The following is a 16,795-nucleotide window of genomic DNA, read 5'->3' as shown; positions in this document are numbered from 1 at the left end:
CTTCGCGGGGTATTCTTTCGTCCTAGGCCTTGCCGGAGCAGCCCAGAACGTTTTTGATCTTGCGTTGAACCATTTCCTTCACGGCCGTGCGGGCGGGCGTGAGGTACTGGCGGGGGTCGAAGTCACCGGGGTTCTCGGCCAGGTGCTTGCGGATGGTCGCGGTCATGGCCAGGCGGATGTCGGTGTCGATGTTGATCTTGCACACGGCCATGCTGGCGGCCTTGCGCAGCAGGTCCTCGGGCACGCCGCAGGCGCCGGGCACATGCCCGCCGTACTGGTTGGCCATGGCCACAAACTCCTGCGGCACGCTGGAGGCGCCGTGCAGCACGATGGGCACTCCGGGCAGCAGTTGGCTGACCTTCTCCAGACGGGCGAAGTCGAGCTTGGGCTCGCCCTTGAACTTGTATGCGCCGTGGCTGGTGCCGATGGCGATGGCCAGGGAGTCGCACCCGGTTTTGGCGACGAAGTCTGCGGCCTGCTCCGGGTCGGTGTAGATGTGCTCGTCGGAGCTCACGTCCTCTTCGACGCCGGCCAGGCGGCCCAGTTCGGCCTCGACCCAGACGCCGCGCTCGTGGGCGTATTCGACCACGCGTTTGGTCTCGGCGATGTTGCCCTCATACGGAAGGGCGGAGCCGTCGTACATGACCGAGGTGAAGCCGCCGTCGATGACGGTCTTGCACAGGTCGAAATTCGGGCCATGGTCCAGGTGCAGTACCACGGGCAGATCGGTTTCTTGGAGGGCGGCCTCCATGAGTTTGATGATGTAGCCCTGGCCGGCGTATTTGCGCGCTCCGGCGGAAACCTGGAGGATGAGCGGCGCGTTCTCCGCCTTGCCCGCCTCCATGATGCCCTGGATGATCTCCATGTTGTTCACGTTGAACGCGCCGATGGCGTAGCCGCCGGTGTAGGCCTTGGCAAACATTTCCTTGGGCGAGACTAAGGGCATGGATTCCTCCTTGCGGTCGTGAAGAGGCTTCTAAATGGCTTCTACGTACAGCTTAAGTCATGTCACGCTATGAATTTCATGTCAACACGAGGGTCAGGAAAGCATGGACTCCAACAGGTTCAGCGTTTCATGATCCGTGAAGTCGAACTTGAGCGGCGTCAGGGTCACCCAGCCTTCGGTCAACAGCCGCCGGTCGCGGTCCGGGCTGATGCGCTCGGCCTTCAGCTCGCCGCACATCCAATAATACGGGCGGCCGCGCGGGTCCAGGCGCTCCACATACCAGTCCTCATAGGCCACGCGGGTGTGCGGGCACAGCTTGAAGCCCAGGACGTCGCCCATGGGCCGGGCGGGAAAATTCAGGTTCAGCACGCACTTTTCCGGCAGCTTGCTAAGCTGCAAGCGCGGCAGCAGCGCAGCGGCGTAGGCCGCCTGGCCGGAAAGGTCCGTGGGGTTGAAGTCGTCCATGGACACGGCCATGGCGGGAAAGCCCATGAACGCGCCCTCCGTGGCGGCGGAGACCGTGCCGGAGTACAAAAGGTCCACACCCACGTTGGCGCCGGAGTTGATGCCGGACACGACCATATCCGGCCGCTCCTTCACCAGTGTGGAAAGCCCGAGCTTCACGCAGTCCGCCGGGGTGCCGGTGACGCCAAGGCCGAAAAAGCCCTCGTCGCGGAATTCCTTCACGCGCAGGGGGGCGGAAAGGGTGATGGCGTGTCCCACGGCCGACTGCTCCGTCACCGGCGCCACCACATGGACCTCGTGCCCGGCGTCGACCAGTGCGCGGTGCATGGCGCGCAGGCCAACGGCCTGAATGCCGTCGTCGTTGGTGAGCAGGATGCGCATGGAAGCCTCTTTGCTTGTCCGGTCCGCAAGGTCCGGGCCTTTGTTCAGTTTGACATTGCGCGCCGCTTGAGGGCAAATATGGCGGCACAAGGGACGCCCTGCCCGCCGCACGCCGCGGTACAGGCGCAGTACCCCAACCTGAGGGAGATGGCAAGGCCGTGATTGCGAAAGCCGTGTACATACGGGACATTAGCCCCGGACAGACGATACAGGACATTTTTCTTTTGGCGGAGGCCCGCACAGGCCAGTCGCGCAACGGCCCGTACTGGAGCCTGGTGCTGCAGGATTCCACGGGACAAATGGAAGCCAAGGTCTGGAGCCCGCTGTCGCAGCAGCACCCAGGCCTTTCCGCCGGGCAGGTCGTGCAGGTGCGCGCCCTGGCCGCCAATTACCGCGAGAAATGCCAGCTCACCGTCGAGCAGTTGACCGAAGTGGACGCCGCAGAGGTGGACCTCGCCGAACTTTTGCCGCCAAGCCCTGTTGAGCCGGACGGCCTGATGGCCGAGATTGAGGAGCTGTGCCGCCGCGAGCTGACGCACAAGCCCTGGCGCGCGCTGATGAAGAAGATCCTGGGCGACCCGGAGATACGCGCCAAACTTTTGCCCGCCACCGGGGCCAAGGCCGTGCACCACGCCTACGCCGGCGGCTTGCTGGAGCACACCCTGGCCGTGGCCCGCACCTGCCTGGCCCTGTGCGACCTCTACCCGCACCTGGACCGCCAAATCCTCCTTGTGGCCGCCCTGCTCCACGACCTGGGCAAGGCCTGGGAGCTTTCCAGCGGGCTTTCGTGCGAGTACACCGACGAAGGCCGCCTGCTGGGGCACATCCAGCTGGGTCTGCTGCGCGTGGAGCCATTCTTGGCCAAGGCCAAGGACCTGGACGAGACGCTCATTCTGCACCTCAAGCACCTCATCATCGCCCACCACGGCGAGTACGAGTTCGGCTCGCCCCGCAGGCCCAAGACCCCGGAGGCCTTCATCCTGCACTTTGCGGACAACATCGACGCCAAGCTGAACACCCTGGCCGGCGCCTACTCGGAGCTGGAAGGCACGGAGCAAAGCTGGACGCCGTTCCAGCGCTACCTGGACCGCTATCTGTACCGCGCGCCGCACACCCCGGTTCCGGCCGAGATTCCCAAGGCGGACGCGAAAAAGATCGACGCGTCCGTGGACGAGCGCTTCCTGCTCCTGCCGCTGGGCTCGGACTAGCCGCTTCGCACAGCAATAAGGAAACAGCACCGCATGTTCATCACCTTTGAAGGCATTGAAGGCACGGGCAAGTCCACGCAGATAGCCCTGCTCAAGGCGCGGCTTGAGGCTCTGGGACGCCGCGTGCATCTCACCTGCGAACCCGGCGGCAGCCGCATCGGCGCGGAGCTGCGGCGCGTGCTGCTCTCCCTTGAAAACCGCGACCTCTGCCCCCGGGCCGAGCTGTTTCTCTATTTGGCCGACCGCGCGCAGCACGTGGCGCAGGTCATCCGCCCGGCCCTGGCCAACGGCGAAATCGTCCTATGCGACCGCTTTGCCGACTCCACCGTGGCCTACCAGGCCTATGGACGCGGCCTGGACGCGGAACTGCTCCACGGGTTGAACACCCTGGCCGTGGACGGCCTTTGGCCAGACCTCACCATCCTGCTGGACATCGACCCCGCGGTTGGCCTCACGCGCGCCGTGAACCGCAACAAGGCCGAGGGCAAAACCGTGGCCGAGGGCCGCTTCGAGGCCGAGAGCCTGGCCTTCCACACCAGCGTGCGCGAGGGCTACAAGGCCCTGGCCCTGCGCTTTCCCGAACGCATCAAGCTCGTGGACGCCTCCGGCGGCGTGGACGAGATAGCCGCCGCAGTGCGCGCCCAGGTGGAGAGCCGTCTGCATGCCTGACCCCAAGCCCGCAGCATCCAGCCTCGGCGGCCCTGTCCTGCGCGACGGGCTTCTCTTTGCGCTGGCCGTTGCGGGCTTGTTGTGGCTGGTGGCGCGCGGCGCCGCAACACTGGGCTACAACTGGCAATGGTACCGTGTCCCGGCCTTCGTCATCACCCCGGATAACGCCGCGGGGCCCCTGCTCCAAGGCCTCTTGGTCACGCTCAAGCTCACGGCGCTGTCCGGTCTTGGCGCTTTGTGCTGCGGGCTTGCCGCCGCCCTGCTGCGCCTGTCCGGCTCGGTGGCCGGGCGGGCCCTGGCCCGCTGCTACATGGAGGCCGCGCGCAACACGCCGCTGCTCATCCAACTGCTCTTCCTCTATTTCGTGCTGGCCCCGGTCATCGGCATGGACGCGCTCACCACGGCCGTGCTCGGCCTTTCGCTGTTCGAGGGCGCATACGTGTCCGAAGTCCTGCGCGCGGGCATCGTCTCCCAGGACCCCGGCCAGTGGGACGCGGCGCGCAGCCTGGGCATGAGCACGTTCTCCGCCTACCGCCTGGTGATTTTGCCCCAGGCCGTGCGCCGCGTGCTGCCGCCTCTGGCCAGCCAGAGCGTCTCGCTGGTCAAGGATTCGTCCTTGGCCAGCGCCATCGCCATTGGCGAGCTGACCCTGCGCGGCAGCTCCATCGTGGCCGAGACCTTTCTGAGCTTTGAAATATGGTTTACGGTCGCGGCGCTCTACTGGCTTGTCACCACGGCCCTTTCCGCCCTGGCCGCGAACCTGGAGCAGCGTCTCAGCTATCCTGCCTGACACAGCCCACAACCGAGCCCGGAACAAGGAGGATGTCCATGTTCGCCAAAAGGATTCTCGCGGTCGCAGCCTGCGCGGTTTTATCCCTGGCCGCCCTTGGCTGCTCCAAGAGCGAGCAGCCGTCCAAGACCCAGCCCGCGCAAAGCGGCGGCACCCTCGACCAGGTGGTGCAGCGCGGCGTGCTGCGCGTGGGCTTTTCCACCTTTGTGCCCTGGGCCATGCAAGACAAGAAGGGCGAGTTCATCGGCTACGAGATCGACGTGGCCAACCGCCTGGCCAAGGATCTGGGCGTAAAGGCCCAGTTCGAGCCCACCCAGTGGTCCGGCATCATTCCGGCCCTGCTCTCCGGCAAGTTCGACATCATTATCGGCGGCATGAGCATACAGCCGCAGCGGGCCCTCAAGGTCAACTTCACCATTCCGTACGAATACTCCGGCATGTCCATCGTGGCGGACAAGGCCAAGGCCGGCAAGTTCAAGGCCCTGGCCGACTTCGACAAGCCCGACATCGTGCTGGCCGTGCGCCAGGGCACCACCGCCGTGGACGCGGCCAAGAAGTACATGCCCAAGGCCCAGCTCAAGCTGTTCGACCAGGAGGCGCAGACCATTCAGGAAGTGCTGAACGGCCGCGCCCACGCCGTTGTCGCCTCGGACCCCTTCCCGGCCTTCCAGGCGCTGAAGTACCCGGACAAGCTCGTGCTGCCCCTGGCCGAGCCCTTCACCAAGGAGCCCATCGCCTTTGCCGTGCGCAAGGGCGACCCGGATTTCCTCAACTTCCTCGACGGCTGGATACGCATGGTGAACGACGAGGGCTGGCTGGCGGAGCGCCACAACTACTGGTTCCGCACCGACAAGTGGAAGGACCAGGTGGAGTAGCCAGGGGCTCGTGTTGGGGAACCGGAACATGCGCGAGGAGCGCCGCCTCCCGAACGCGGCGGCCTCTGCGCTGCGCACCAGCGGACGCATCCTCGACGCCGCGGTCATCGTCTGTGTGGCGGCGGGCCTTTACTGGCTCGCCAGCCGCGCGGGCGCGCGCCTCAACTATCACTGGAACTGGGCGGTCATTCCGCAGTTTCTGGCCTATGCCGACGTCGACGGACACTGGCGCACGGGGCGCCTGCTCGCCGGGTTCTTCGCCACCATCCGCCTGAGCCTCTGGGCCGGGCTTTTCGCGCTCATCCTGGGCACCTTGGCCGGGCTCATGCGGGTGAGCGCGCGGCTGTTCTGGCGGCTCGCCGGCGGCGCATACGTGCTTGCCGTGCGGAACACCCCGCCGCTGGTGCTCATCTTCTTGTTCAGCTACTTTTTAAGCGGCCAGCTCATCACCGCCCTTGGTCTGAACGAGGCGGTAAACAGCCTGCCAAGCGCGCTCCTCGCCCCGGCGCAGGCGTTCTTCGGCCCCGTGGGGCAGATGCCGGCCTTCATCACCGCCATCCTCACCCTTGCGCTCATCGAGGGCGCCTATGTGGCCGAGATCGTGCGCGCGGGCGTGCAGTCCATCGAGCCCACCCAGTGGGACGCGGCCGCCGCGCTGGGCTTTCCGCGCTGGCGCACGCTTGCGCACGTGGTGCTGCCGCAGGCCTTTCGGCGCATGGTGCCCGCGCTCACCGGGCAGTTCGTATCCACACTCAAGGATTCGGCCATCGTGTCCGTCATCTCCATACCGGAGCTGACCTTCCAGGCGCAGGAGCTTGTGTCCGCCACGTACCGGTCCTTCGAGGTCTGGACGCTGGTGTTCGTGCTCTACCTGGCGCTGGGGCTGCCCTGCTCCCTCGCCGCGCGCGCGCTGGAGGTGCGCCTGGCGCGCTCCGACCGCTTGCCGCCGCACTGAGTGCGCCCTGCGCTGAGCTGAAGCAAGAACTTTGACAGGGAATTGGTTTTCGCGCATGTTTGCAACAACAATACAGGCCGCTCCTCTTGCGGCCACAACCCAAAGGAGCGCCGCCATGGCCCCGGAAATCAAAGTCTACGCGCTGTCCACCTGCATCCACTGCAAAAAGGCCAAGGAATACCTGGACAAATGCGGCGTCGAGTACGACTGCGTGCATGTGGACACCCTGACCGGTCAGGAGCGCAAGGACATGGTCGAGGAAGTGAAGAAGCTCAATCCTTCCGTGTCGTTCCCCACCATCGTCATCAATGGCAAGGTTGTTGTCGGCTTCAACCAGGACAAGATCGACGAGGCGTTGAAAGCATGAACGTGCGGCAGCTCTACGACATGTTGAAAAAGATCCAGGAGCCCAAGGGCTATTTCTTCAATCCCGACACGACCATGACCATGCCGCTGCTGGAGGGCCTCTTAACCAACAAGGAGCGGCTGGGCTACATGGCCTGCCCGTGCCGCTTGGCCAATGGCGCGTTCGACGACGACAAGGATATCGTGTGCCCGTGCGAGTATCGCGAGGCGGACGTGAAGGAGTTCGGCACGTGCTTCTGCGGATTGTACGGCAGCAAGGCCTGGGTTGAGGGGAAGGTGGAGAAGGTTGTTGTGCCGGAGCGACGGCCGGTGGAGAAGATTTTGTGGTAGAGGTTAGGGAATGGTGTCACCAGCAATAACGCCGACCTTGAATCAAAGATTTAAAGATTTCTTCAGCACTCTTTCTTTTGCTGAGTCGATAGATTTATTGCAACTTCCGCCAGAAGCCAACGCAAAAAAACGCGCCGATTACTTTATTTCAAACAGATCAGTGATTGTAGAGCTTAAAGCGCTAGAATCTGATCCAGAGCATAAGGTTAAAGAAGAATTAGCCAAGCATGAAAAGCGCGATGACTACCCTGTTTTTTTAGGAAAGATGGAACTTTTCAAAATACTAAGACACTTGCCAGACGGAAATAGAATTAATGAAAAACTCTTTTACAGAGTTTCACGTTCAATAGAACAATCAATCCGTGAAGCTGACAAGCAAATCGCTTCAACAAAACAAATTTTTAATTGCAATAGCTCTTGTGGCATTGTTATTATACTGAATGAAAACATCGATATTTTAACCCCACAACTCATCACAACAAGGGTAAGTCAACAATTAACTAAACGCGATAGCAATGGTGAACTGCACTATAAAAACATAGATGCGGCATGGATAGTTTTTGAAAATTTCGTTTCTACTCATACAAAGAATACATTTGCGCAGCCAACAATTTTTGTTTTGAGCCCATCTTCCGAAAACAACTCAGTTCTCAATACAACCGCTGAATTACTTGAACAGGAGTGGGCTAGATATAATAAAATTCCGTTAATTCAAAGTGAAGCCAAAACGGTACAAGAACATGATTTCAAAAGCAAAAAATCTGCGATTAAAAGTCAACCCCTTTCTAACCACGAAGTCTGGAGAGAGCAGTATCGCAATGCTCCATATTTAAGATCATTATCTGACAATGATGTTCTTGCATATGGGAAAAGAACTGCAACAACAATGGAGCCACATTTTTTAAAAGATGGTCACAAGCTTCCAACTTTCATCGTCGCGAAGCTTATGAAGGATTGGACCTGTTTTTTGGAAGAGGCATCATTCCGAGGTCTAAATTTAAAAGCGATACTTCGCTAACGCGCGCATCTAATCAAAAAAGGCCCCGGTCCGCTTTCGCAGACCGGGGCCTTTAATCATAAGCGCTTTTGTTTAGTAGCGGGGGGGACGGGACTCGCGCTCCTGAGCCTCGTTAACCTTCAGGGCGCGACCGCCCAGCTCCTTACCGTTCAGGGCCTGCACGGCCTCGAGGGCGGCGGCGTTGTCCATCTCGACGAAGCCGAAACCGCGGAAGCGGCCGGTCTCACGGTCGTTGATGAACTTCACGGAGATCACTTCGCCATACTGGGCGAACAGATTGCGGAGATCGTCCTCGGAGGTGCTGAAAGCGATGTTCCCGACATAAATAGACTTAGGCATGCGATGAAACTCCTAAAAGAAACAGAAAATAATTGTCGCCCATTTCGCCTGAGCAAAAAGCATCCAGTCAACTTGTCCAGATGCTGTAAAGTACGCGCGGCCAAAATGGATGTAAAGCACTAATATGCATTTTTTGAAAATAAAATTTAACGCAAGCTCGCGGCGTTCCTTATGATAAGAAAAGAAGCAAAATTGCGCCGCGCATTAGTAAAATGGTGCAGCGGTTTTGTTGCGTTCGCACTCCAATGCCGCCGCGTTTCAGCATTGTTTCACGGCCATGTTTCCCAGCGCAAACATTAGTGCCGCAACACAATCCATCGCTTGCAAAACAGAAGCGCCGGCGCAGACGAACCGCACCGGCGCATGTTGTTTGAGCGGGAATAGGCCTGGACGCGCGGCAACCATCTCAGCGGCGCGCGCAAGCGTTTTTGCCCCGCAGCAAAGGGGCTATTCGCCGCCCTGCTCCGCCACCTCGCCAAAAACAACCACATCCGCGGCGCTGCGTTCCGGGGCAATGCCCACGGCGGCGAGCCATTCGGCGAAGGAATCGCGCGCGCGCTGGCCGTACAGTTCCTTGCGGATCTTCTTGCCCGCGCGACGGTTCAGCTCGGGCATGAGCCCGAAATGCGCGTTGGACGGCTGGAAGCTCTTGGGCGGCGTGGCGCGCAAATGGCCCAGCAGCGCGCCCAGGGCGCTGGTGACCGGAGGCGGCGGCAACACGCGTCCGGCAAGCTTCTCGGCCAGCATGCGCCCGGCCCAAAGCCCGCACGCGGCGCTCTCCAAATAGCCCTCAACGCCGGTGATCTGCCCGGCAAGGAACACGCCAGGCCGGGCCCGCAGCTCCAGCTCCGGCGTCAGCACCGTGGGCGCGTCAACATAGGTGTTGCGATGAATGCTGCCCAGACGCAGGAACTCGGCATGCTCCAGGCCGGGGATCATGCGGAAGACGCGCTGCTGTTCCGGATATTTGAGCTTGGTCTGGAAGCCCACGAGGTTGAAGGCCGTCTTTTCCTGATTCTCCGCGCGCAGCTGGACCACAGCAAAGGCCTCCTCGCCGGTGCGCGGATTGGGCAGGCCAACGGGCTTGAGCGGCCCGAAGCACAGGGTGAGCCGCCCGCGCTCGGCCATCTCCTCCACGGGCAGGCAGCCCTCGAAGTGGATCTCCTTCTCGAACTCGCGCGGGGCGACCTTCTCCGCAGCCATGAGCGCGGCCAGGAAGGCGTCGTACTGCGCCTCGGTCATGGGGCAGTTGAGGTAGTCGTCTTCCTCCGGCCTGTAGCGGCTGCCCCAGAAGGCTATGTCCATGTCCACGCTCTCGCGGCTGATGATGGGCGCGATGGCGTCGTAGAAATACAGGCGCTTGCCGCCCTCCACGGCAGTAGCCTCGGCCAGGCTGGCGGCGAGGGCGTCGCTGGCCAGCGGCCCGGCGGCCACCACGACGGCGTCAAAGCCCGCCAACTCCGGCGCGTCCAGGCTTGCCATCTCCTGGCGCACAATCTCGATGCCCGGCTGGGCCTCAAGGCGCTTGGTGATGAAGCGGGCGAATTCCGCCCGGTCCACGGCCAGGGCCTTGCCGGCGGGGATGCGCGTGGCGTCCGCGGCCTTCATGACCAGGCTGCCCAGCTCGCGCATCTCCAGTTTCAGGATGCCGATGGCCGTGGTGAGTTCATCGGAGCGCAGGGAGTTGGAGCAGACCAGCTCGGCCAGGTGCTCCGTGGTGTGCGCGGGCGAGCTCTTGCCCGGGCGCATTTCGAACAGGCGCACCTGCGCCCCGGCCTTGGCCAGAGTCAGGGCGCATTCGCACCCGGCCAGCCCGCCGCCGATGATCGCCACGCGCTTGCCCGCGGCGCCCTTGCCCGTCTTCGCCTCGTTGTTATCCGCCATGATTTCCGCTATCCTCATAAATGTTCAGCGCAACAGTTGGTCAATGCACACTACAACCCGGCGCGGCCAATGAACCAGCACGAATCAAGCGAGCCAATCCCCGGCGGCGATCCCATTCTTGACATCCGCGGCCTGACCACGGCCTTTGCCCGCCAGTCCGGCGCGGCGCGCGGCGCAGCCGTGGCCAGGGCGGTTGATACCGTGAGCTTGCGTGTTCGGCAAGGCGAAACCCTGGCCGTGGTCGGCGAATCGGGCTGCGGCAAGACCGTGCTGGCCCTGTCCGTGCTGGGGCTCATTCCCGATCCGCCGGGCCGCGTCATCGAAGGCGAGGCCCTGTATCGCGGCCGCGACCTGCTCTCCATGAGCGAAGCCGAACTGCAGGACGTGCGCGGCAACCACATCGCCATGATCTTTCAGGAGCCCATGACCTCGCTCAACCCCGTGTTCCGCGTGGGCGAGCAGATCGCCGAGGGCTACCGTCTGCACAAGAAGGCCTCCCGCGTGGAGGCGGCCGAGCGCGCCGTGGAAATGCTGGGGCTGGTGGGCATTCCCAACCCGGCGGCGCGGGCCCAAAGCTACCCGCACGAACTTTCCGGCGGCATGCGCCAGCGGGTGATGATCGCCATGGCGCTGGCCTGCGACCCGGACCTCATCTTCGCCGACGAGCCGACCACCGCCCTGGACGTGACCATCCAGGCCCAGATTCTGGACCTGATGCGCACGCTGCAACGCAAGAAAGGCTCCGGCATCCTGCTCATCACCCACGACCTGGGCGTTGTGGCCGAAACAGCCCAGCATGTGGCCGTCATGTATGCTGGACAGGTGGTGGAGCAGGCGGACGTGGCCGAACTTTTCGACACGCCCGCCCACCCGTACACGCAGGGACTGCTGGCCTCGGTGCCGCGTCTGGGCGTCAAGCGCGTGCTGGCGCCCATTCCCGGCATGGTGCCCGGCATCTTCGACCTGCCCGAGGGCTGCCGCTTCCGGCCGCGCTGCGCCCAAGCCTTTGCCCGCTGCGAAGCCGCCCCGCCGCTGTTCCGGCTTTCTCCCACGCGCAGCGCCCGCTGCTGGCTCTGCGAGAATGCTGCGGAGGCCGAGGCATGAGCGCGCTGCTGCAACTCTTCGACGTGGCGCGGCACTACCAGGTGACCGGCGGCCTGCTCAGCCTCGCCAAGGGGGTTGCCAAGGCCGTGGACGGCGTGAGCCTCGCCATCAAGCCGGGCGAAAGCCTGGGCCTTGTGGGCGAAAGCGGCTGCGGCAAGTCCACCCTGGCGCGCTGCATCCTGGGGCTGGAGCCTCTGGCTGGCGGGCGCATCGAGTTCCAGGGCAAGGACATTGCCGAGTGGCCGCAAAAAGACCTGCGCAGGCAGATGCAGATGGTCTTTCAGGACCCGTACTCGTCGCTCAACCCGCGCATGCGCGTGCGCGACATCGTGGCCGAGCCGCTGGAGATCCATTCCGTGGGCGACGACGCGCAGCGCAAGGCGAAAACGCTGGAGCTGCTGCGTCTGGTGGGCTTGTCCGAGGAAATGGCCGGGCGTTATCCGCACCAGCTTTCCGGCGGGCAGCGCCAGCGCGTGGCCGTGGCGCGCGCCCTGGCCCTCAATCCCGCGCTGGTGGTGTGCGACGAGCCCGTGAGCGCGCTGGACGTCTCGGTGCAGGCCCAGGTGCTGCTGCTGCTCCAAGACCTGCGCGAACGCCTCGGCCTCACCTATCTGTTCATCTCGCACGACCTGGCCGTGGTGGGGCAGGTGTGCGACCGCATCGCGGTCATGTATCTGGGCAAGATCGTGGAGAGCGCCCCGGCCGGACTGCTGGTGAACGCCCCGCAGCACCCGTACACGCGCGCCCTGCTCTCCGCCGTGCCCGTGCCCGACCCGACCCGCCAACACCAGCGCCAGCACCTCAAGGGCGAACTGCCCAGCCCGCTGAATCCGCCCACGGGCTGCCCCTTCCACCCGCGCTGCCCGCAGGTCATGGACCGCTGCGCCAAGGAATTTCCGCCGCGCTTCGACATGGCGGCACAGGAGAGCCGGGACGGAAGCCCCCGGCCCGATTCGAACCGCTTCACCCATTGCTGGCTCCACGCGCCAAAGGAGTAACCCCGATGCTCAACAGAGACGATGCTTACGCCCTGCTCACCAAACACATCACCGAGCCCATGCTCGTCGCCCACAGCCTGGAGTCGGAGGCCGTGCTCTCGGCCCTGGCCGCGCGCCTGGGCCAGGACCAGACCCTGTGGGGCCTGACCGGCCTGCTGCACGACCTGGATTACGCCACCACCAAGGACAACCCCGCCCGCCACGGGCTCGACTCCTCTGAAATGCTCGAAGGCAAATTGCCGGTCGAGGCCCTGGACGCCATCCGCGCGCACAACTTCGAGCACACGGGCTTCGCCCCCAGCTCGCCCCTGGACTATGCCCTGCGCTGCGGCGAAACCGTCACCGGGCTCATCCACACCAACGCCCTGGTGCGCCCCGCGCGCATGGAGGGCATGGACGCCAAGAGCCTGAAGAAGAAGATGAAGGACAAGGCCTTCGCCGCCAGCGTCAACCGCGAGACCATTGGCGAATGTCAGAAGCTGGGACTGGAGCCGGCCGAATTCTTCACCATCGCCATTGCCGCGGTGGCGGGCATTGCGGACAAGGTGGGCCTGAACTAGCCGGACCGAACCCGAGCAATATTGCAATCGCACGGCTCTTGGCGCACAATGCCCAAGAGTCCGTAAAACCCTCCACACAAGGGGATTCGCATGAAACACAGCACGCAAATTTTCGCGGCAGTGGCCGGGACCCTGCTCCTCGCCACGCCCGCCCTGGCGCAAGACAAGCTCTACGTCGCCTCTGAAGGCGCCAAGCTCAAGGCCGACAAAAGCGCCTCCTCCGACACCATCGCCGAGCTGCCCGTGGGCACGCCGCTTTCCGTGCAGGGCCAGGAGGAAAGCTGGTACAAGGTGAGCGCCAACGGCCAGACCGGCTGGATTTATCGCGGCAAGGTGGCCGCCGCCCCGCCCGAGGCCTCCAAGCAGGGAGGCGACAACCTCTTCGGCGGCGGCGGCTCCAGCGCCATCATGGTCAGCGAGGCCGACAGCGCCCGCAGCATGCGCGGCCTGACCGAAAGCGAGCAGGAGGCCGCCAAGAGCGCCGGCCGCCCGCCGCGCACCATGGCCGAATACAAGCAGGCCCTGGACGGCGTGCTGGCGGAGAAAGTGGGCAAGAAAGAACTTGAGGGTTTCCTCAAGGCCGGCCGCATCGGCGAATACGCAAAATAGGGGGCGGACATGGAAAGAAGAAAATTCATCCTGGGCCTTGCCGCCGCGGCCATGCCCCTGGCTCTGCCCGGTTCGGTCATGGCCGGCTTCCTCGACGCCATCATGGACCCCAACTCCAAGGAGAGCAAAATACTCTCCGGCGCCAAAAACGTGCTCTCCAGCTCCCAGCAGCTCGACTACAAGAGCGAGCGCACCATCGGCGAGCGCCTGGCTGTCGAGGGCTTCCGGCGCTATGGCATGCCCCTGCAGAACAAAGGCATGCAGCACTACGTCAACCTCGTCGGCATGGCGGCCGCCACCAACTCGCCCCGCCCGAACATCCCCTACCGCTTCGTGGTGGTGGACAGCGATGTGCAGAACGCCTTCGCCTGCCCCGGCGGCATCATCTTCGTCACCAGCGCCCTGGTCAAAATCATGCAGACCGAGGCCCAGTTGGCGGGCATCCTCTCCCACGAGATAGGCCACGTGGCCCTGCGCCATGCCCTCAAGAGCATACAGCGCTCGCAGTTCTTCTCCGGCGTGGGGCAAATCACCGCCGCCACCATGAAGGGCGACAAGGGCGCGCAGTTCGAGAGCATGATCGGCGACATGCAGAACGTGCTCTTCGACAAGGGCCTGGACCAGAACATGGAGTACGAGGCCGACGCCAGCGCCATGGAGACCGCCTACCGCACGGGCTACACCCCGGCAGGCCTCACCGAAACCCTGCAGACCCTGCGCGGCATCGAGGCCACCTCGACCAAGAAGGGCTCGTGGTTCTCCACCCATCCGCCGCTGCCCTCGCGCATCGCCAAGAACCAGGCGTCCATGAAAAAGTACCCGGACGCCGGCAGCTTGGCCGTGCTGGCCGACCGTTTCAAGGCCCAGGCCAAATAATCCGGCGCGCATGCCAGGCACCAAGGCGGAGGCTCCCAGCGGGGCCTCCGCCTTTTCTTTGCGTACGTGTTTGCGTCGTTTCCCTAAAGAACCGCAGCCCCCTTGCCGATAAGAGAGGCGTCAACGCCAGACACCAGAACGCCCGAACGCCAAACGGAGTCCCCAATGTCCAAGAAGCTGCTGCACGTCACCGGATTCGGCAGAGTACACCAACTCATCTGCGAGAACCGGGCGAACGAAGCCAGAGAACTCCTGAAGGCCCTTCAGCACGAGTACATCGGGCTGGTTGAGGAGAACGAGGCCCTGAAGAACCAGATCATCGAGGTGGCCGAGGTTCTCGACATGGCCGAATGCATGGAATTCGACGGCCAGAAGTATTGGCTGACGGACGAACTGCGCCACAAGGGCCCGTATTGCCAGCTCTGCTACGACCGCGACGGCCTCTTGATGCGCTTGCAGAAGCAGCAGCGCCACTGGAAGTGCCAGTGCTGCGGCAACGTGTTCGTGGACGCCAAAATCATGAAGGACACCTCCATGCGGCGCAGCTTCCCCACCGCCGTGCCGCGGCCGCCCATTCCGCTCTTTGTGAAGTAGCGGGCGAAGCCAAGACAAAACAAAAGGGCCGCAGCGACAACGCTGGCGGCCCTTTCTTTTGCCTCATGCTCGCGGAAAATCTTCTGCGCGGCGCCAATGCACGGCGCGGATTACCGGCGTCCCCAATCCGCCCGGGTCCTGACGCGGATCGTCAACGCGGACTGGACCTACTTCGTCTTGCCCTTGCCCACCACCACGTCGCGCCACCAGAATTCCTTGATGCGGCCATCGTCGTGGAACTTGGCCACGGCATAGGCCAAGCCGCGGGGGTCCATGCCGCCCAGCAGTATCTCCAGTTGCAGGCTCTCGTTCTTCTTGCGTTCGGCCTTCCATATCTCGCGGGCGATCTTGCGCATGGCCTCCTGGGCCGGCGGCTGAGTCAAATCCAAACGCACGCGCAGGGTCGCCGCTGTCTTGCGGCGGTCGGTCTTGCGCTCCACGACGGAATAGCCCACGGCTTCCTCGTCGTCCTTGAGCTTGGGCGTCTTGGAGCCCGGCGCTGCGGGCGAAGCGGCCTGGGCCGAATGTTGCGGGGCGGCGTTTGGCGCAGTGGCCTCTGCCGGTGGGCCGGAATAGGCGGCTTCCGGTACAAGATATTTGTCGCGGCCATAGCCCCAGGCGTTTTTCTCGTCGCGCACCTTCTCGTCCGGGTCAAATACGGCGAACCAGCCGTTCTCCAAAAAATCGACGCGCACCCTCTGCCCTGGCTTGAGCACGCGGCGGAACTGCGAATCCTTGTCGCGCGCGGCGCGGACGGTAAGTTGGCGGTCGGCCACGCGCAGTTCGCCAAAGCCCTTGGCCGAAGCCTTGGCGTCGGCTTTCGCGCTGGGCTGGGTGGCTGAATGGGCGCCGGACTTGGCGCTCGGCTTCGTGGCGGATTTGGCGGGCTTGCCGTTCACAAGAACCTCGGGCGCGGCCTCGGGACTGGGCTTGCGCACCTCAATGGAATTGGCCTGCGCCAGCTCCAGCGAGCCGCGGCTCTGCAGCTCCGCAAGCTTCGCATAGCCCAGGGCGCGCAGTTCCGAGCGCGTCTGCTCCTTGGGATCGAACACGGCCGCCCAGCCGTCGCTCTGAAAATCCACGCGCACCTTTTGCCCGGCCTTGAGCGCGCGCACCTGCAGCGCCGTGTCCGAGGGGTTCTCGCGCACGGGCACCGTGCCGGAGATGATATACAGCCGCCCCCATTGGGGTTCGGCCGCAAGAACCACGGAGGCCGCCGCCAAAAGCGCTAGCAGAGCGCCCAGCAGCGCCAAGCCCAGACGTTTTTTCGCGCACATGATCATTTGCCCCGGCTGTCCAGCTCGCGGGCCACGCGTTCGGTCAGGTCCACGGAGGCCTTGTCCACGTAGCCCACGGCGGAAGGATCTGTGAAGATGATGGCGTAGCCGCCCTTTTTGCCGATGTCCTCCAGCACCGCGTCGGCGCGGCGCATGACGTACTGCAGGAGCTTGGCCTCCTCGGCCTTGATGTCGCGCGCGTTCTCCTGCACCAGCATCTCGTGCTGTCCGGCCTTGCGCCGGTAGGCGTCCTCACGCTTGGCGCGCTCCGCGACGGTGAGTCCCGAGGCCTCGGCCTCGCGCCGCAAAATGGCGACCTGCGAGGCGCTCTCCCTGGCGACGCGGTCCTTCTCGGCCACGTAGCGCGCCAAGTCGGCCTTGGCCATTTGGCCCAGGCGCGTCTCGTTCACCACGCGCTGCGGGTTCACGAAGCCGATTTTCTGCTGGGCCTGGGCCGCGCAGGGCCAAACAGCCAGCGAAAGCAGCGCGCAAACCGCCAGGCCGCAACGCAAAAGTGAGGGATTGCTCATGAGTTTTTGATACCTTGGCCT

20 protein-coding genes are annotated in these 16,795 nt (G+C 63.6%); 14 read left to right on the top strand and 6 right to left on the bottom strand.

The genetic code is table 11. The features are described from left to right. Window positions 1-22: 22 nt before the first annotated feature. Together fba and surE are read right to left on the bottom strand one after the other, a co-directional pair. Window positions 23-946 (bottom strand): class II fructose-1,6-bisphosphate aldolase, encoded by a 924-nt coding sequence (fba, locus tag ACYQ4W_RS04475; protein ID WP_459853324.1) that lies wholly within the window; start codon window positions 944-946, stop codon window positions 23-25. A 93-nt stretch (window positions 947-1,039) separates the two neighbouring features. Then, a complete protein-coding gene (gene surE, locus ACYQ4W_RS04470) occupies window positions 1,040-1,792 on the bottom strand; it encodes a 5'/3'-nucleotidase SurE (protein WP_459853322.1) in 753 nt (250 codons plus the stop codon). A 158-nt stretch (window positions 1,793-1,950) separates the two neighbouring features. Here surE and ACYQ4W_RS04465 point away from each other — a divergent pair, with 158 nt between their 5' ends. From ACYQ4W_RS04465 to ACYQ4W_RS04430, 8 genes are all read left to right on the top strand, one after another. Continuing rightward, window positions 1,951-3,000: a 3'-5' exoribonuclease YhaM family protein gene (locus ACYQ4W_RS04465; protein WP_459853320.1), complete on the top strand. Its 1,050-nt coding sequence runs from the start codon at window positions 1,951-1,953 to the stop codon at window positions 2,998-3,000. Between the two features lie 33 nt (window positions 3,001-3,033). Then, on the top strand, window positions 3,034-3,669 hold the full coding sequence (gene tmk / locus ACYQ4W_RS04460) for a dTMP kinase (protein WP_459853317.1): 636 nt from the start codon (window positions 3,034-3,036) through the stop codon (window positions 3,667-3,669). After that, window positions 3,662-4,459, top strand: a complete 798-nt coding sequence (locus tag ACYQ4W_RS04455) for an amino acid ABC transporter permease (RefSeq protein WP_459853315.1) — start codon at window positions 3,662-3,664, stop codon at window positions 4,457-4,459. Before tmk ends, ACYQ4W_RS04455 begins: the two co-directional genes overlap by 8 nt. A 38-nt stretch (window positions 4,460-4,497) precedes the next feature. Beyond that, entirely contained in the window at window positions 4,498-5,334 is an 837-nt protein-coding gene (locus ACYQ4W_RS04450; protein WP_459853313.1) for a transporter substrate-binding domain-containing protein, read from the top strand. Window positions 5,335-5,362: 28 nt separating this feature from the next. After that, a complete protein-coding gene (locus tag ACYQ4W_RS04445; protein WP_459853310.1) occupies window positions 5,363-6,289 on the top strand; it encodes an amino acid ABC transporter permease in 927 nt (308 codons plus the stop codon). 115 nt (window positions 6,290-6,404) lie between these two features. Beyond that, window positions 6,405-6,656, top strand: coding sequence for a glutaredoxin family protein (locus ACYQ4W_RS04440; protein WP_459853308.1), 252 nt, complete (start codon window positions 6,405-6,407; stop codon window positions 6,654-6,656). Then, window positions 6,653-6,985 carry a ferredoxin-thioredoxin reductase catalytic domain-containing protein gene (locus tag ACYQ4W_RS04435; RefSeq protein ID WP_459853306.1) on the top strand — a complete coding sequence of 111 codons (333 nt, stop codon included), beginning with the start codon at window positions 6,653-6,655 and terminating at the stop codon, window positions 6,983-6,985. The genes ACYQ4W_RS04440 and ACYQ4W_RS04435 overlap by 4 nt, the downstream gene beginning before the upstream one ends. Before the next feature lie 10 nt (window positions 6,986-6,995). Further along, window positions 6,996-8,003: a hypothetical protein gene (locus ACYQ4W_RS04430; RefSeq protein ID WP_459853303.1), complete on the top strand. Its 1,008-nt coding sequence runs from the start codon at window positions 6,996-6,998 to the stop codon at window positions 8,001-8,003. A gap of 72 nt (window positions 8,004-8,075) precedes the next feature. Here the strand turns inward: ACYQ4W_RS04430 and ACYQ4W_RS04425 are convergent, their stop codons facing one another. Beyond that, window positions 8,076-8,342, bottom strand: a complete 267-nt coding sequence (locus ACYQ4W_RS04425) for an RNA-binding regulator (RefSeq protein ID WP_459853300.1) — start codon at window positions 8,340-8,342, stop codon at window positions 8,076-8,078. A 447-nt stretch (window positions 8,343-8,789) separates the two neighbouring features. After that, window positions 8,790-10,226: a methylenetetrahydrofolate--tRNA-(uracil(54)-C(5))-methyltransferase (FADH(2)-oxidizing) TrmFO gene (gene trmFO, locus ACYQ4W_RS04420; RefSeq protein ID WP_459853298.1), complete on the bottom strand. Its 1,437-nt coding sequence runs from the start codon at window positions 10,224-10,226 to the stop codon at window positions 8,790-8,792. A gap of 69 nt (window positions 10,227-10,295) precedes the next feature. Between trmFO and ACYQ4W_RS04415 the strand changes: the two genes are divergently transcribed. The 6 genes from ACYQ4W_RS04415 (at window position 10,296) to ACYQ4W_RS04390 (ending at window position 14,967) form a co-directional block, all read left to right on the top strand. Next, a complete protein-coding gene (locus tag ACYQ4W_RS04415; protein ID WP_459853296.1) occupies window positions 10,296-11,330 on the top strand; it encodes an ABC transporter ATP-binding protein in 1,035 nt (344 codons plus the stop codon). Next, on the top strand, window positions 11,327-12,328 hold the full coding sequence (locus ACYQ4W_RS04410; protein ID WP_459853293.1) for an ABC transporter ATP-binding protein: 1,002 nt from the start codon (window positions 11,327-11,329) through the stop codon (window positions 12,326-12,328). The genes ACYQ4W_RS04415 and ACYQ4W_RS04410 overlap by 4 nt, the downstream gene beginning before the upstream one ends. Window positions 12,329-12,333: 5 nt before the next feature. Beyond that, window positions 12,334-12,888: an HD domain-containing protein gene (locus tag ACYQ4W_RS04405; protein ID WP_459853290.1), complete on the top strand. Its 555-nt coding sequence runs from the start codon at window positions 12,334-12,336 to the stop codon at window positions 12,886-12,888. A gap of 90 nt (window positions 12,889-12,978) precedes the next feature. Next, the gene (locus ACYQ4W_RS04400) at window positions 12,979-13,497 is read left to right on the top strand and encodes an SH3 domain-containing protein (RefSeq protein ID WP_459853288.1); all 519 of its coding nucleotides are present in this window, start codon (window positions 12,979-12,981) and stop codon (window positions 13,495-13,497) included. Between the two features lie 9 nt (window positions 13,498-13,506). Beyond that, complete coding sequence (locus ACYQ4W_RS04395; RefSeq protein WP_459853284.1) at window positions 13,507-14,373, top strand: M48 family metalloprotease; 867 nt, start codon at window positions 13,507-13,509, stop codon at window positions 14,371-14,373. Window positions 14,374-14,538: 165 nt separating this feature from the next. Further along, complete coding sequence (locus ACYQ4W_RS04390) at window positions 14,539-14,967, top strand: hypothetical protein (RefSeq protein ID WP_459853281.1); 429 nt, start codon at window positions 14,539-14,541, stop codon at window positions 14,965-14,967. 167 nt (window positions 14,968-15,134) lie between these two features. Here the strand turns inward: ACYQ4W_RS04390 and ACYQ4W_RS04385 are convergent, their stop codons facing one another. Both ACYQ4W_RS04385 and ACYQ4W_RS04380 read right to left on the bottom strand, forming a co-directional pair. Next, window positions 15,135-16,244, bottom strand: coding sequence for an SH3 domain-containing protein (locus tag ACYQ4W_RS04385; protein WP_459853278.1), 1,110 nt, complete (start codon window positions 16,242-16,244; stop codon window positions 15,135-15,137). A 2-nt stretch (window positions 16,245-16,246) separates the two neighbouring features. After that, window positions 16,247-16,774 (bottom strand): OmpH/Skp family outer membrane protein, encoded by a 528-nt coding sequence (locus tag ACYQ4W_RS04380; protein ID WP_459853276.1) that lies wholly within the window; start codon window positions 16,772-16,774, stop codon window positions 16,247-16,249. Window positions 16,775-16,795 lie beyond the last annotated feature (21 nt).

Source organism: Humidesulfovibrio idahonensis, from assembly GCF_054657715.1.
Note: the sequence above shows the minus strand (reverse complement) of the source record. Positions and strands in the feature narration are given on the sequence as shown.

Bases quoted from the DNA above. Each gene is read 5' to 3' on its own strand.
- ACYQ4W_RS04415 (WP_459853296.1), top strand. From the start codon at position 10,296: ATGAACCAGCACGAATCAAGCGAGCCAATCCCCGGCGGCGATCCCATT.
- trmFO (WP_459853298.1), bottom strand. From the start codon at position 10,226: ATGGCGGATAACAACGAGGCGAAGACGGGCAAGGGCGCCGCGGGCAAG.
- ACYQ4W_RS04440 (WP_459853308.1), top strand. From the start codon at position 6,405: ATGGCCCCGGAAATCAAAGTCTACGCGCTGTCCACCTGCATCCACTGC.
- ACYQ4W_RS04390 (WP_459853281.1), top strand. From the start codon at position 14,539: ATGTCCAAGAAGCTGCTGCACGTCACCGGATTCGGCAGAGTACACCAA.
- ACYQ4W_RS04385 (WP_459853278.1), bottom strand. From the start codon at position 16,244: ATGTGCGCGAAAAAACGTCTGGGCTTGGCGCTGCTGGGCGCTCTGCTA.
- ACYQ4W_RS04410 (WP_459853293.1), top strand. From the start codon at position 11,327: ATGAGCGCGCTGCTGCAACTCTTCGACGTGGCGCGGCACTACCAGGTG.
- ACYQ4W_RS04445 (WP_459853310.1), top strand. From the start codon at position 5,363: ATGCGCGAGGAGCGCCGCCTCCCGAACGCGGCGGCCTCTGCGCTGCGC.
- ACYQ4W_RS04435 (WP_459853306.1), top strand. From the start codon at position 6,653: ATGAACGTGCGGCAGCTCTACGACATGTTGAAAAAGATCCAGGAGCCC.
- ACYQ4W_RS04405 (WP_459853290.1), top strand. From the start codon at position 12,334: ATGCTCAACAGAGACGATGCTTACGCCCTGCTCACCAAACACATCACC.
- ACYQ4W_RS04430 (WP_459853303.1), top strand. From the start codon at position 6,996: ATGGTGTCACCAGCAATAACGCCGACCTTGAATCAAAGATTTAAAGAT.
- ACYQ4W_RS04425 (WP_459853300.1), bottom strand. From the start codon at position 8,342: ATGCCTAAGTCTATTTATGTCGGGAACATCGCTTTCAGCACCTCCGAG.
- ACYQ4W_RS04455 (WP_459853315.1), top strand. From the start codon at position 3,662: ATGCCTGACCCCAAGCCCGCAGCATCCAGCCTCGGCGGCCCTGTCCTG.
- ACYQ4W_RS04450 (WP_459853313.1), top strand. From the start codon at position 4,498: ATGTTCGCCAAAAGGATTCTCGCGGTCGCAGCCTGCGCGGTTTTATCC.
- ACYQ4W_RS04380 (WP_459853276.1), bottom strand. From the start codon at position 16,774: ATGAGCAATCCCTCACTTTTGCGTTGCGGCCTGGCGGTTTGCGCGCTG.
- fba (WP_459853324.1), bottom strand. From the start codon at position 946: ATGCCCTTAGTCTCGCCCAAGGAAATGTTTGCCAAGGCCTACACCGGC.
- tmk (WP_459853317.1), top strand. From the start codon at position 3,034: ATGTTCATCACCTTTGAAGGCATTGAAGGCACGGGCAAGTCCACGCAG.
- ACYQ4W_RS04400 (WP_459853288.1), top strand. From the start codon at position 12,979: ATGAAACACAGCACGCAAATTTTCGCGGCAGTGGCCGGGACCCTGCTC.
- surE (WP_459853322.1), bottom strand. From the start codon at position 1,792: ATGCGCATCCTGCTCACCAACGACGACGGCATTCAGGCCGTTGGCCTG.
- ACYQ4W_RS04395 (WP_459853284.1), top strand. From the start codon at position 13,507: ATGGAAAGAAGAAAATTCATCCTGGGCCTTGCCGCCGCGGCCATGCCC.